The following is a 14,113-nucleotide window of genomic DNA, read 5'->3' as shown; positions in this document are numbered from 1 at the left end:
GATCACAGGATTTGCAGCTTTCGCAGCGTTTGGGCAATCTCTTCGCGCGCGGCATCGCTAACGGGCAGCAAAGGCGCGCGCACCGGCCCGCCGGGCAGACCCTGCGCATCCAGCGCGGCCTTGAGGATGGCAGGCCCCGAGCCGAAGCGCCCCACCAGTTCGGGCGTATACCATTCGCGCATCAGCACGCGATCCTTGGCCCCGCAGGCGCGCGCGCCATCCAGATCGCCCGCCCAGAAGGCATCGTAAAAGCCCGGCTGATAGCGGCCCAGCACGCCGCCCGCGCCCATTGTGCCATCGCCGCCATGCACGCGCAGCATGGTCAGCCCGATCTCGTTCATCGGGAAGCCGAACACGCGCACCTGATCTTTGAGCGCAAAGAAGGTTTCGAAAAAGCGCTCGAAAGAGGAGGAGGACTGTTTGATCGCCACCACGCCCTCAATGTCGGCAAGGCGCGAGAGCAGGCCCAGATCCATGTCGATCCCCGTGCCCGGCGGCCAGTTATACACGCAGATGGGCAGGTCGATGGCCGCGCTGACCGTTTCGTAAAAGCCGACGATTTCGTCGGCGCGCGGGCGGATATAGGGCGGCGGCGTCAACAGCACGCCGTCAAACCCGGCCTGCGCCGCGTGGTGGGCAAAGGCGATGCTCTCGGCCGCGGTAAAGCTGGAGCAACCCGCAATCAGCGGCAATTTGCCCTTCATCTGCGCGCCGGTCAGGGCAAACAGCCGGGCACGTTCGGCAGCATTCATGCTGGTCCATTCGCCGGTTGTTCCGGCCAGAACCAGCCCATGCATGCCTTCGCCATGCAGCCATTCCAGCAGGCCGCCAAGGCCCGCTTCATCCAGCCCGCCATCGGCGGAAAAGGGGGTGGTGATGGCGGGAAGATAGCCCTGCCAATTCACACGATCACGTTTGATGCTTGCCATTCATGCCTCGTTTTCATCGGGAAAAGCGATGCGAATGACCGCTTTGCCTGACGGGGGACGGCCTGATCTGGCACTCAACAAATGCGCGGACAATGGCGCTTAATTGTCATAATTGTTGCGCTCAGCGCAAACTTGGGCATGCTGAGGGCGGGTTTGCAAACTTGAAAAAGGGGGCCGCATGTCGGAAACAGGTCTGCGCTATCTGCTGGAGGCGCTCAACGCAGGCTCGATGCGTGCGGCGAGCGACCGGCTCAACGTGGCCGCCTCCTCGATCAGCCGCCAGATTGCCCAACTGGAGGAAAGCTATGGCCTTGCCCTGATTGAAAAGGGGCGGCGCGGGGTGCGGCTGACCCATGCGGGCGAAATCGTGATTGCCCATTACCGCAACCAGATGGCCGACCGCGAAGCTTTGCGCGCCAAGCTGGAGGAACTGCGTTCGGTCAAGAGCGGTCAGGCGGTGCTGGCCGTGGGCGAAGGCTTTCTGGGCAGCGGGTTTACCGACATGATCGCCAATTTCACCACCGCCAATCCCCAGATCCACCTCGACCTGTCGGTCAATTCATCCCAGCAGATCGTGCGGCAGGTGCTCGAAGATGAGGCGCATATGGGGCTGGTGTTTCAGACCCCGCATGACATCAAGATCCATGTCCGCTCGGTGATCGCCCAGCCGTTGATGGCCATTGTTGCCGCAGGCCACCCGTTGGCGGGGCAGCGCAGCGTCTCACTGGCCGATCTGGTGCGCCATCCACTGTGCCTCTCGCCGCGCCATTTCGGCCTGCGCCAGATCCTGGCCGGTGCGGAGCTGCGCCACAACACCTATCTGGAGCCGGTGATCACCACCAATTCGATTCACATGATGCGCGAAACCGTGCGGCGGGGCGCGGCGGTGACGATCCTGCCCCAATTGTCGGTGTGGAGCGAATTGGAAAGCGGCGAATTGACCAGCATTGCCATTGCCGATGATGCGATGGAGGACGCCACGATCAGCCTGATCCTGCGCGCCGGGCGACAATTGGAGGGTGCGCCCGCCCGCCTGCTCAAAATGGTGGAGGCGCAGTTGCGGCAATGGAACCGCCCGTTGCGGGTGGTTGAGCCATAAACGTTGCGCCCATGGCAACACAATCTCGCATTACCTTGCATTGAATGCAGCATCGAATGCGGCAAATTCCGTGCCTTCCCGCCATCTCCACCGAGGCATAAGTTAAACCATGGATGATCCCGAAGGCGTCGAGATCCCGGCTTTCCGCCGGGCCGATGCGCTGCTTTTGCTGCCCTTTGTCTGGCAATTGGGCCTTGCGCCTTGGGCCAATGGCATCGTCTGGCGCCCCTTTGGCCTGCCTTTCCCGATGGTTTGGCAAATGGCGGGCATTGTGTTCGCCACCTTTGTGCTGGGCTTGCGCTACTGGCTGGATCGCAAGCCATGATCCGCTTGATGATCCTGTTGATCGTGCTGGGCACGACGATCGGCGCGATGGCCTATGGCCGCGCCAAAACCCGCAGCAAATCGCTGGAGGACTGGGCGCTGGGCGGGCGGAAAATGGGCACGCTGGTGTTCTGGTTTCTCAATGCGGGTGAGATTTACACAACCTTCGCGGTGCTGGGCATTTCGGGCTTTGCATGGGCTTATGGCGCGCCTGCCTATCTGGCGTTCACCTCGGTTTCTTTGTCGGCGGCGGTGGGCTATTGGCTGACGCTGCGTATCCATGCCTATGGGCGGCGCCATGGGCTGATCACGCAGGCCGATTTCTTTGCGCATCGCTATCAATCGCGCTGGCTGGGGATGGTGGTGGCCTGCGCGGGGCTGATCGCGCTGACGGTCTATATCCAGATTCAGGTGACGGCGCTGACCTTTATCGTGCGTCTGGTGGCCGGGCCGGTGATCGGGGGCACATGGGCGGCGGTGATCGCGGTGGCGGTGATGCTGGCCTTTGTGTTTCTGGCGGGTCTGCGCTCGGCCGCGTTTGCGGCCGGGGTCAAGGATGTGCTGATGCTGGTGGTCGTGGCGGTGCTGGCGGTGGGCGTGGCCGGGATGGTGGGCGCGTCCTCGATGCTGGACGTGTTTGCGCAGGTTCAGGATCTCTATCCCGCCGCCACGCGTTTTCCGGGGCTGCAACCCCATGCGGGGCTTTCGCTGGTGTGGCTTTCCACCTCGGCGATCAATGTTGCCATCGGCACCTATATCTTCCCGCATATGTTCCAACTGTGCTTTTCGGCGGGCAGCAGCGAGACGATCAAGCGCAATACCGTGCTTCAGCCGATCTATTCGCTGTCCTATTTCTTCATCATCCTGCTCGGTTTCGCCGCCTTGCTGGCGGGCACGCGGCCCGAGGGCGGGGATCTCAACGCGCTGCTGCTGACCTTTGTGGTCCAGCATTGTCCCGTCTGGCTGATCGGCCTGTTCGCGGGCACGGCCAGCCTGTTGGCGTTGGTGCCGGGTTCTGTGCTGATGTTGACCTGCGGGTCGATCTTTGCCCGCAATATCGTGCGGCCGGTTTGGCGGAACATGGACGACCGGCGCGAATTGCTGGTGTCGCGCTGCTCGATGGTGGGCTTTGCGGCGGCGGCGCTGTGGCTGGCGCTTGGGGCAAGCGCTTCGCTGGTCGAGGTCGGCCTGTCGGCCTATGCCGCGATCGGCATGCTGGTGCCGGGGGTCTATCTGGCCTTTATCACGCGGCGGGTTTCTGCCCGAGCCGTACTGGCTGGTTTGTTCGCGGGATATGCGGTGCTCTGGGTGCCGATGATCGGCAAGGCGCTGGGCGGGATTTTCGTTGAATGGGAAATCGGTCTGGTGGCGGTGCTGTGCAATCTGGCGGTCACGCTGCTGGCGATGATGTTTTTGCCCTCGCCCGCCTGTGGTCAAAAATAATACTTGCATCTGCAAGTTTATCCGATAGGCTTCCGCTCATAATCATTCCGGGAGCCTTTATGTCCACACTCGCCATGCTTGCTCAATCCCTCGCCTCGGGCGCGGTGCGCGTAGTCGATCTGACCCAGACGCTCTCGGAAGATACGCCGCTGCTGGTTCTGCCCGAACCTTTTGGGCAAACGGCGGCCTTCTCGCGTCAGGAAATCTCGCGCTATGATGATCGGGGCGTGGCCTGGCACTGGAATAATTTTACGGTGGGCGAGCATACGGGCACGCATTTCGACGCGCCTGTCCATTGGGTAACGGGCAAGGATCTGGCCGACAACACGGTCGACCGTCTGCCGGTTCAGCCTTTGATCGCGCCCGCCGTGGTGCTGGATTTTTCCGCCGAATGCGCGGCTGACCCTGATTTCCTGCTGACGGTGGAACATATCGAGCGCTGGGAATCGCAGCATGGCGCGATTCCGGCCGGATCATGGGTGCTTTTCCGCACGGATTGGTCGAAGCGCGATGTCGATGCCTATACCAACCGCGCCGCCGATGGGCCGCATACGCCGGGGCCGTCGACGGCGGCGGTTGAGGCGCTGATCGCGCGCGATGTGATCGGCTTTGGCGTCGAAACCATCGGCACCGATGCGGGGCAGGCCTTCGCTCTGACCCCTGCCTATCCGGCGCATACTCTGTTCCATGGTGCGGGCAAATATGGGCTGCAATGCCTTGAAAACCTCGATCAATTGCCCGCCACGGGCGCCATCGTGATCGCCGCCCCGCTCAAAATCCGCGACGGTTCGGGCAGCCCCTTGCGCGTGCTCGCGCTGGTCGAGGGCTGATCCGACATGGCCGAGCGTTCGTTCAAATCCGAAGTCAAAAAGCTGACCGCCGGTGAAGGGGAAGTCTTTACCGGCGAGGGCATTCTGGCCGTCACCAAGGGCTTGCTGCAATCGGGTGTGGCCTATGTCGGGGGCTACCAAGGCTCGCCCATCAGCCATCTGATGGATGTGTTTGCCGATGCCAATGATCTGCTCGCCAGCCTTGGCGTGCATTTCGAGGCCAGCGCTTCGGAAGCGACTGCGGCGGCCATGCTGGCGGCCAGCGTCAATTATCCCCTGCGCGGGGCGGTGACTTGGAAATCGGTGGTGGGCACGAATGTCGCCTCCGATGCCCTGTCCAATGTGGCCTCGGGCGGAGTGAAGGGCGGCGCGCTCATCATCGTGGGCGAAGACTATGGCGAAGGTTCCTCGATCATGCAGGAGCGCACCCATGCCTTTGCGATGAAGAGCCAGATGTGGCTGATCGACCCGCGCCCCAATCTGACCAGCATGGTTGACGCGGTGGAGCAGGGTTTCTGTCTGTCCGAGGCATCGAACACGCCGGTCATGCTGCAATTGCGGGTGCGCTCCTGCCATATGACGGGCAGCTTTGTCGCCAAGGACAACAAGCGCCCCGCCATGACTGTGGGTGAGGCGGCGGCGGCCCCGGTGCGCGACCTGCAACGCATCGTGCTGCCCCCGGCCAATTTCCAGCATGAGATCGAGAAAATCGAGCAGCGCTGGCCAGCAGGCATCGCCTATGTGCGCGACAACCGGCTCAATGAATGGTTCGGACAGGACAGCGACACGCCAGAGATCGGCATCATCGTTCAGGGCGGCCTGTACAATAACCTCAATCGCGCGATGGAACTGCTCGATCTGGCCGATGCCTATGGGGAGAGCCGGATTGCGATCTATTGTCTCAATGTCGTCTATCCGCTGATCGCCGAGGAGGTTTCGGCCTTCTGCGCGGGCAAGAAAGCGGTGCTGGTGGTCGAGGAAGGCCAGCCTGAATTCATCGAGCATGAGCTCAACACGCTGATCCGCCGCGCCGATTTGCAGACGCGGATTGTGGGTAAGGACATGCTGCCGCGCTCGGGCGAATATTCGGCCGCCGTGATCCGCGATGGTCTGGGCAAATTCCTGCGCGCCCATGCGCCGCATCTGGCCCCGGCGGAGGTTAAACCCGATCCCCTGCCGCGTGATGTGGCGATGGAGATCCCCCAGCGCCCCGCCGGTTTCTGCACCGGATGCCCGGAGCGCCCGGTCTTTGCCGCGATGAAGCTGGTGGAGAAGGAGCTGGGGCCGACCCATGTGTCGGCCGATATCGGCTGCCACCTGTTCTCGATCCTGCCGCCGTTTGACATTGGCAATACCACCATGGGCTATGGCTTGGGCGCGGCGGGGGCATCGGCCTTCAAGCCCAAGGACAAGCGCGCGATTGCCGTGATGGGCGACGGCGGTTTCTGGCACAATGGGTTGACCAGCGGCATCGGCAACGCGGTGTTCAACAAGGACGATACCGTCACACTCATCATCGACAACGGCTACTCGGCGGCGACAGGGGGGCAGGACATCCTTTCCTCCCGCGCCGACAATCCCGTCCGCGTGACCAAGAACCCCATCGCCAAGGCGGTGCAGGGCGTGGGCGCGAAATGGGTCAAGCTGGTCGAGCGGACCTATGATGTGGCCAAGATGCGCGACCTGTTGCGCGAGGCGATGACCAGCGCGGAAAAGGGGCCGAAGGTCATCGTTGCCCAATCGGAATGCATGCTCAACAAGCAGCGCCGGGTGAAGCGCGAGCAAAGCAAGGTGCTGGCCAATGGCGGGCGCGTGGTGCGTGAGCGTTTCGGCGTGGACAGCGACACCTGCACCGGGGACCATGCCTGCATCCGCCTGTCGGGCTGCCCATCGCTGACCATCAAATCAAACCCCGATCCCCTGCGCCAGGATCCGGTGACGCATGTCGAAAACAGTTGCGTGGGCTGCGGTCTGTGCGGCGAAAATGCCCATGCCGCGATCCTGTGTCCCAGCTTTTACCGCGCGCGGATCGTCAGCAATCCGACGGGATGGGAAAAATTCCGGCAGGGCTGGCGCGCGCGGATCGTCGGCTGGATGCAGGCGCGCGATGATCGCGCCCGTATGGCTCGCGCGTTTTAAAGGACTGGCAGTATGACCGAGAAGAACCGTATCGCCATTGCCATTCTGGCGATGGGCGGACAGGGCGGCGGGGTGCTGGCCGAATGGATCCAGCATGTTGCGCGTGAGACGGGCTGGCTGGCACAGGGCACATCGGTGCCGGGCGTGGCGCAGCGGACGGGTTCGACCGTCTATTATGTTGAGCTGGCGCGCCCTGCTAAAGATGGGGCCGGTGCCGATGGGCGCATGCCGATCATGGCCCAAATGCCGATGCCGGGCGATGTCGATGTGGTGGTCGCCTCCGAGCTGATGGAAACGGGGCGAGCTGTGCTGCGCGGGTTTTCCACCGCGGACAGGACCGTCCTCATCGGTTCGACGCACCGCATCTATGCCATTTCCGAAAAGCAGGTGGCAGGCGACGGGCGCGGCAATGGCGACAAGATCCTTGCCGCCGCCCGCGAGCGCTCGGCGCGTTTCATCGGTTTCGATATGGAGGCCGCCACCGAACGCACCCACAGCGTCATCAGCGCGGTTATGTTTGGCGCATTGGCGGGCAGCGGCGCGCTGCCTTTTACGCGCGAGGCGTTTGAGGCCGCCATCCACCACAGCGGCAAGGCGGTCAAAAGCAATCTTGCCGGTTTTGCCGAAGGTTTCGCCCGCGCGCAGGGCGACGTGACCATGCCGCAGGAGGCGCCGCCGTCCATCCCCACGCCGACCACCACGATGGGCAAGGTGCTGGCCGCGCGGGCGCAGGCAGGATTGCCCGAAGCGGCGCTGGCCAGTGCCCTGCATGGGCTGGCCAAGCTGATGGATTATCAGGACGGCGATTATGCCGCGCTCTATCTGGATCGGCTGGAACGCATCGCCGCGCTGGACCGCGCGCCTTTTGAACTGACGGCGGAGGCTGCGCGCCATCTGGCGCTGTGGATGGCCTATGAGGACACGATCCGCGTGGCCGATCTGAAAGTGCGTGCCGCCCGGTTTGCGCGGGTGCGCGACGAGGTCAAGGTGAAGGAAGATCAGGTTTTGACCGTCACCGAATTCATGCATCCGCGCCTTCAGGAAGTGGCCGAGAGCCTGCCGGGCTGGCTGGGTGGGCGGGTGATGGGTTCGGCATGGCTGGACCGGATGCTGTCAAAGGGGCGGCATGTCGAGACCACCTCGCTGCGCTGGTTCATCGCGCTGCGTCTGGTCGCGATGGGGCGGGGCTGGCGGCGCAGCACCTTGCGCTATGCCGAGGAACAGCGCCGGATCGAGGCATGGCTGGCCCGCGTCGAACAGGCGGCGCGCGCCGATCTGGCGCTGGCCATCGAGATCGTCCGCGCCCAACGCCTGATCAAGGGTTATGGCGATACGTTTGAGCGCTCTCTGGAACGCTTTGCCGCCATCATGGCGCAGGCCGATGGCGGGGCCGGGGCCGATGCGCTGCGCGCCGCGCGTGAGGGGATGCTCAAGGCGGCGTAAGGTCGTTCATTCATCCCAAACCTGCGCAAAACCTTGCTCGGCCAACCACGCCGGAACATGGAGCGCCGGGGCAAAGGTGCGGCCCGGATCGGCAAGAGCGCGGATGCGGCGCAGCTTGTCCGGGCGGCCCTGAATGATCGCGGCCATGGCAACGGTCTGATACCTGTCGCAAACAATCGCGCCCAATTCGATGGCAATGGCGCGGCGCGCCTGGTCGATATCGTAATGCGGCCAAGAGACCGGCATGGTCAGCGGGTCCTGAAACCACCGCTGCTCGATACCGAGCCTTTCGGCCATGGCATGCAATGCGTCCAGGTCGGGCGAGAACATATGGCACATCATCCGCCCGCGCAGGGCGTGAATGGCGCTGTCGACATAGACATTCATGGCATCACCGGCGGTTGCACTGTTATTCCTGTCTATCTAGGCTGGCCCCCGGAGGCCCGCATGTCCGACCATCCATGGCTGATCGCCGCTTTCGAGCGGCTGAATATTCCCGGCACGCTTTGTGCGCAGATCATCGCCCATCATAGCGAACCGCATCGCCACTACCATACGCTTCGCCACATCGAACTCATGCTGCGGCAAATTCCGTCCGATCATGCGTTTACTGCCGAAATGCTGGCCGCGACACTGTTTCATGACATCATTTATGATCCGACCCGTTCCGACAATGAAGAGCAATCACTGGCTCTGTTTCAGTCGGTCAGTGACCGATTGGCCCCGCCTCAGCCGATCGACACCGGACTGATATCAGCGATGATCGCGGCCACCAGAAGCCACCATTTCCGCGACCAGCGCAGCAGCGAGGATGAGGCGGTCAATCTTTTGCTGAAGGCCGATTTGAGCATCCTGTGGCATGATGATCGGGCGGTCTATGCTTGGTATGCCGATGGCGTCCGCAAGGAATATGCCTTCGTGCCCGAAGACAGGTTCCGCGAGGCCCGCGTGAAGATATTGACAGGGCTTTGTCATGACCTGCTCCACAGCCAGCAGCTTACAACCGCGCAGGCCATGATGCTGGAAAGCAATATCGGTTGGGAGCTGGGCTTGCTGCATCCATAGGCCGTCATGCATGACGGGGCGGGAAGCCGTTGCGCACGCCGATATCCTTAGCGCAAAGGACGCCGCAGTCCCCGCTTGCCGCCAGGCAGAGGCAGCTTGTCCTCGTCGATCAGCACACCCTGTTTGATCACCGCCACGATGGCCTTGGCGTTGTTGATGTCCCGCGCCGGGTCGGCCGAGAGCAGCACCGCATCGGCCAGTTTCCCGCTCTCGATACTGCCCAGATCCGCCGCCCGGCCCAACAGCATCGCGCCATTGAGCGTGGCCATGCGCAGGATCGCGGCGGGCGCTATGCCCTGCTGTTGCAGCAATTCCATTTCCCGATGCACCGCCGGGCCAAGCGATTGATCGGTCCCAATCGCCACCACCCCGCCCGCCTCATAAACCTTGCGGATATTCTCGGCGGCAACCGGCGTCATCAGCTTCATCCACCATGTCCACCCGCGCGCCTTCCATGCGGGCAGGGTTTCTTTGCGCAGGGTCTCGATTTCCTGCGGCGAAAGCGCGGCCTGATAAAGCGGCTGATCGAGATATTCGGGATGTTCGACCAAGCGGCTGTAGCCATCGCCAATTGTTAGCGTGCTGGCAAAGGGGGTCTTTTTCGCCCCCATTTCTCGGGCAAAACCCTCGCTGATCGGCGCCTGAATGACGGGATGGGCCAGGGCATCGGCCCCCACCGAAAGCGCCTCGACCGAGCGGATTTCGTTGGAGGTGTGGATCACCGTGCGCACCCCGTGGCGATTGGCCTCCACGATGATCTGCTGCATCAGCGGCAGCGGCATCAGGGAGACCATCGGGCGCGTGCCCCAGCCATGTTCCTCATAGGTGATCTTGACGATATCGGGCTTTTGCTCGCGCAGATAGGCGAGGAATTTGGGCCGATCCGCGGGCCAGTCGGCGATCCGCACCGCCACCGCATCGGCATGGCTGCCCGGATAGGTCACCAGATTGCCGGTGGCCATGATATGCGGCGCGGCGATCTTGCCCGCGCGTTCCTCGGCGCGCAGGCGCAGGATATAGGGCGCATAATTGCCCGCATCGAACAGCGTCGTCACGCCCGAATAGAGATAGCCCGCTAGCACGCCCACGCCCATCTCATGGGCCTTTTCCAGTTCGGCGGCGGAATAGGTCGGCTGGATAGGAAGGTCGTTTTCATCAAGCGGCGCCTCGGCCGCCGGATTGGCGTTCGAGGGCAGGCGGATATGGGCATGCGTTTCGATCAGGCCGGGGATCAGGAATTGCCCCTTGGCATCCATATGCCGACCCGATGCGCGCGGGGCCGAGGCGGTGGGGGCGATGAAGGTAAAGCGGCCCTTGTCGATCCCCACGCTCATATCGGCGCGGGCAGGCGCGCCGGTGCCGTCCAGCAGGGTCACATGGTCGATAATCAGATCCTCGGCCCGCGCCGGAGCGGAGGCCAGGGCGGCGGCCATGGCCATGGTGGATAGAAAGGCACGCATAGTCACTCTCCCTGCGCGATACCGGATTGTTTGAAAATGATGCCGTCGCGCATCACGAAACGAACATTGAGAACCTGCGCAATGTCGCGGATCGGATCCCCGCCCAGCGCGATGACATCGGCCAGCATCCCCGGCGCGATCCGCCCGCGATCCTTCAGCCCCATGGCGGCGGCAGCATTGACCGTCCCGGTTTTCAGCGCTTCTGTGGGACTCATCCCGGCCGCGACATATTCGATCATCTCGCGCGCATTGGTGCCATGGGGCGAAATGCCCGAATCCGTGCCCAGCGCAATCGGAACTCCCAGTCGCACCGCCATGCGCGCCAGCTTCTTGGGCTGATCGCCCAGCAGCAGCATCTTGGCCATCGAGTTTTCGTTGAGATTGCGAAACGGCCCGGCGCGCACCTTGTCCGGCGTATCGCCCACCCAGTCGATGGGCCAGACCGTGGGCACCAGCCACGTGCCACGCGCCTTCATCGCTTTCAGGCTTTCCTCATCCGCCCACATCGCATGTTCGATACTGTCATAGCCCGCGCGCACGGCGGCATCGATGCCTTCCTTGCCATGGGCATGGGTGGTCACTTTGCGCCCCATCGAATGCGCGGTCCAGGCGATGGCCTGCAATTCGGCATCGGTAAACTGCTGGCCCGTGCCGGTGTCCGAACTGTCGGTGACGCCGCCGGTTACGTGGACCTTGATGACATCGGCCCCCGCGCGGATCGCCTCGCGGGTGGCGCGCATGCAATCATCGGCGCCGTTGCAGGTATTGCCGCGATCCGATGCGGCCAACAACGCCTTGCGCAGGCCATGGACATCGGCATGGCCATTGGTGGGGCTGATCCCGGCGCCGGCGGCAAGGATATGCGGCCCGGCCACGATTCCGGCCCGCACCGCATCGCGCAGGGGATAGATCGCCCCGTCCGGCGCGCCCAGATCGCGCACCGTGGTAAAGCCCGCCATCAGCGTGGCCCGCGCATTCCGCGCGCCATTGAGGGCAAAGAACCCATCCTCCTCGCGCAGGGCCGCATCGGGTATGCGTCCGGCGATGCCGCCGCTGGTCAGATGGACATGGACATCCATAAAGCCGGGCATCACGAATTGATCTTTGAGATCAATGACCTCAGTATCGGCAGGCAGATCCAGCGCGGCCGGTTCCGGCCATCCGCGGTGGATTGCCGTGATCCGCCCATCGGCGCCGATCACCACCGTGCTTTGCCCCAGCGGCGTCTCGCCCGGAACGGCCAGCAGCGCCCCGGCGCGAAGGAGGCGCAGGCGGCTGTGTGCGGCATCGGGTTGCGCGGGGGCGCCCGGCGTGGCCAAGGCCGCCAGCGCGGCGGGGGACATGGCATTTTGTGCCTGAACCAGTGCCGGGGCGCAAAGCAGGCCGGACACCAAGGTCCATCGAAACAGGGCCAATCGCAGCAGGGGGGCCATAGCGGACCTCATAAGGTGGAAGGGGGAAAATGGGGGCCAAAAGAGGCCATGAGCAATTCGCCCTTTAACGTATGCAAAATCATATGATATAATTCATGCTGGCGCAAGTTTCAGCCATAGCGCCCGTGCAAAATTTCGTTATCATCATCGCACGGGCGCCATCACCGCCATCGGCAAGGGGAATTTATGCGTAAAGTGGCATGTCTGGCTTTGGCGGCAACGATGTTGGGCGCGGCTCCGGCCCATGCGGGCGATATGGTGGTCCATGCCGGGCGGCTGATCGACGGCGCGGGCGATGCGGTGCGGGAAAAGGTTTCGATCCTGATCCATGATGATCGCATCACCGGGGTTGAGGCAGGCTTCGTCACGCGCCCCGGCGCGGCGGTGGTTGATCTCTCGGACAAGACAGTGCTGCCCGGCCTCATCGACACGCATGACCATATCACGCATGGTTTCCATCCCGGCGACCCGATCCGCAATGCCGTGACGCGCAGCGATTTTCAACACGCCATCGACGCGACGGCCTACGCCCGCGCCACCTTGCTGGCGGGCTTCACCTCGGTGCGCGATTGCGGGGGCGAGACGGCGGTGGTCGTGGCGCTCAAGCGCGAGATTGCCGAAGGGGCGGTGCCGGGGCCACGTTTGTGGGTGGCGGGCTCGGCATTGGGGCCGACGGGCGGGCATGGCGATGCGGCTAATGGGTTGAACGCCGAGATCGCGGAAATCCCGCATATGGCCGATAATCTGGTCGATGGGGCCGATGATGCGCGCCGCACCGTGCGCCGGTTGCATCGCGAAGGGGTGGATCTGATCAAGATCATGCCTTCGGGCGGGGTGATGTCGATTGGCGACAATCCCGACTGGCAATTGATGAGCGACGATGAAATCAAGGCGGTGGTGGAAACCGCCCATGCTCTGGGCATGAAGGTGGCGGCGCACGCGCATGGCAAGCAGGCGATTGACCATGCCATCACGCTGGGCGTCGATTCGATCGAGCATGGATCATTTGGCGATGCGGGCAGCTATAAGCTCTACAAGCAATATGGCACCTATCTGGTGCCCACGATGCTGGTGGGCGACAAGGTCTATCAGCGGGCCAAGACTCATCCCGAACAACTCAACCCTTCGACCGCCGACAAGGCGCTGCATGTGGCCCCGGTGCTGCGCAAGAACCTGCATGACGCCTATCTGGCGGGGGTGAAGATCGCCTTTGGCACCGATACGTTCGGCATGTCGGCCCATGGCGAGAATGCGCAGGAATTCGCGCTGATGGTCGAGGCCGGGATGAAGCCGATGGATGCGATCCGCGCCGCCACCGGGGTTGCCGCGGACTTGCTGGGCAGCAAGGATGTGGGGCGCATCGAGGCCGGGCGTTTTGCCGATCTGGTGGCGGTTGATGGCGATCCGTTGCAGGATGTGCGGCGGCTGGAAAAGGTGTCCTTTGTGATGAAGGGTGGTGCCGTGGTGAAGCAATCGGGCAAGAGCGCGCTGTAAATGGACAAGTTCGACCGTGCGATCCTGCGCGCGCTGGAACGCGATGCCCGCCAGTCCTTTGCCGATTTGGCGCAGGAGGTGGGCATGTCCAAGACGCCCTGCTGGAACCGGGTGCAGGGGCTGGAGGCGTCGGGCGCGATCCTTGGCTATCGCGCGATGGTCGAGCCTGATGCCGTGGGGCTGACGCTGGACGCCTTTGTGCAGGTGTCGGTCAGCTTTGCCGACCATGCCTCGTTCGAGGCGGCGGCCTGCGCGCATCCCGGCGTGATTGCCTGTTATACCACGGCGGGCGATGCGGATTATCTGCTGCATGTGATGGCGCGCGATGTGGCGCATCTGGACGGATTGCTGCGGGGCGAATTGCGCCGGATGCCGGGGGTAGAGCGGTTCAACACCACCATCGGCATGAAGCGGATCAAGCGGGCAGGCGCGGTGATGGCGGCGGCGGAATAGC

The 14,113-nt window shown here is 63.3% G+C and carries 13 protein-coding genes; 9 read left to right on the top strand and 4 right to left on the bottom strand.

Annotation, left to right across the window (positions count from 1 at the left end; all coding sequences use genetic code 11):
• Positions 1–2: 2 nt before the first annotated feature.
• Positions 3–929, bottom strand: a complete 927-nt coding sequence (locus PQ467_RS21780) for a dihydrodipicolinate synthase family protein (protein WP_274176568.1) — start codon at positions 927–929, stop codon at positions 3–5.
• Positions 930–1,107: 178 nt separating this feature from the next.
• Between PQ467_RS21780 and PQ467_RS21775 the strand changes: the two genes are divergently transcribed.
• From PQ467_RS21775 to PQ467_RS21750, 6 genes are all read left to right on the top strand, one after another.
• The gene (locus PQ467_RS21775; protein ID WP_274176567.1) at positions 1,108–2,028 is read left to right on the top strand and encodes a LysR family transcriptional regulator; all 921 of its coding nucleotides are present in this window, start codon (positions 1,108–1,110) and stop codon (positions 2,026–2,028) included.
• 109 nt (positions 2,029–2,137) lie between these two features.
• Positions 2,138–2,353 carry a DUF3311 domain-containing protein gene (locus PQ467_RS21770; RefSeq protein WP_274176566.1) on the top strand — a complete coding sequence of 72 codons (216 nt, stop codon included), beginning with the start codon at positions 2,138–2,140 and terminating at the stop codon, positions 2,351–2,353.
• Positions 2,350–3,795 (top strand): sodium:solute symporter family protein, encoded by a 1,446-nt coding sequence (locus tag PQ467_RS21765; RefSeq protein WP_274176565.1) that lies wholly within the window; start codon positions 2,350–2,352, stop codon positions 3,793–3,795. Before PQ467_RS21770 ends, PQ467_RS21765 begins: the two co-directional genes overlap by 4 nt.
• A gap of 59 nt (positions 3,796–3,854) precedes the next feature.
• Positions 3,855–4,625, top strand: coding sequence for a cyclase family protein (locus PQ467_RS21760; RefSeq protein WP_274176564.1), 771 nt, complete (start codon positions 3,855–3,857; stop codon positions 4,623–4,625).
• Positions 4,626–4,631: 6 nt separating this feature from the next.
• Complete coding sequence (locus tag PQ467_RS21755) at positions 4,632–6,764, top strand: indolepyruvate ferredoxin oxidoreductase subunit alpha (protein WP_274176563.1); 2,133 nt, start codon at positions 4,632–4,634, stop codon at positions 6,762–6,764.
• A 12-nt stretch (positions 6,765–6,776) separates the two neighbouring features.
• Complete coding sequence (locus PQ467_RS21750; protein WP_274176562.1) at positions 6,777–8,207, top strand: indolepyruvate oxidoreductase subunit beta family protein; 1,431 nt, start codon at positions 6,777–6,779, stop codon at positions 8,205–8,207.
• Between the two features lie 6 nt (positions 8,208–8,213).
• Here the strand turns inward: PQ467_RS21750 and PQ467_RS21745 are convergent, their stop codons facing one another.
• Entirely contained in the window at positions 8,214–8,594 is a 381-nt protein-coding gene (locus PQ467_RS21745) for a DUF4031 domain-containing protein (RefSeq protein ID WP_274176561.1), read from the bottom strand.
• A gap of 60 nt (positions 8,595–8,654) precedes the next feature.
• On the opposite strand from PQ467_RS21745, the gene PQ467_RS21740 reads away from it, so the two are divergent.
• Positions 8,655–9,272, top strand: a complete 618-nt coding sequence (locus PQ467_RS21740; protein WP_274176560.1) for an HD domain-containing protein — start codon at positions 8,655–8,657, stop codon at positions 9,270–9,272.
• A 47-nt stretch (positions 9,273–9,319) separates the two neighbouring features.
• On the opposite strand, the gene PQ467_RS21735 is transcribed toward PQ467_RS21740, so the two are convergent.
• Positions 9,320–10,732 (bottom strand): amidohydrolase family protein, encoded by a 1,413-nt coding sequence (locus tag PQ467_RS21735; protein ID WP_274176559.1) that lies wholly within the window; start codon positions 10,730–10,732, stop codon positions 9,320–9,322.
• Positions 10,733–10,734: 2 nt separating this feature from the next.
• Positions 10,735–12,165: a metal-dependent hydrolase family protein gene (locus PQ467_RS21730; RefSeq protein WP_274176558.1), complete on the bottom strand. Its 1,431-nt coding sequence runs from the start codon at positions 12,163–12,165 to the stop codon at positions 10,735–10,737.
• Positions 12,166–12,351: 186 nt separating this feature from the next.
• On the opposite strand from PQ467_RS21730, the gene PQ467_RS21725 reads away from it, so the two are divergent.
• Together PQ467_RS21725 and PQ467_RS21720 are read left to right on the top strand one after the other, a co-directional pair.
• Positions 12,352–13,659, top strand: a complete 1,308-nt coding sequence (locus tag PQ467_RS21725) for an amidohydrolase family protein (protein ID WP_274176557.1) — start codon at positions 12,352–12,354, stop codon at positions 13,657–13,659.
• A complete protein-coding gene (locus PQ467_RS21720) occupies positions 13,660–14,112 on the top strand; it encodes an Lrp/AsnC family transcriptional regulator (RefSeq protein ID WP_274176556.1) in 453 nt (150 codons plus the stop codon).
• Position 14,113 lies beyond the last annotated feature (1 nt).

The sequence above is a fragment of the Novosphingobium sp. KACC 22771 genome (genome assembly GCF_028736195.1).
Taxonomy (GTDB): domain Bacteria; phylum Pseudomonadota; class Alphaproteobacteria; order Sphingomonadales; family Sphingomonadaceae; genus Novosphingobium.
The sequence above is the reverse complement of the archived record's forward strand: the minus strand, read 5'-3'. Positions and strand labels throughout refer to the sequence as shown.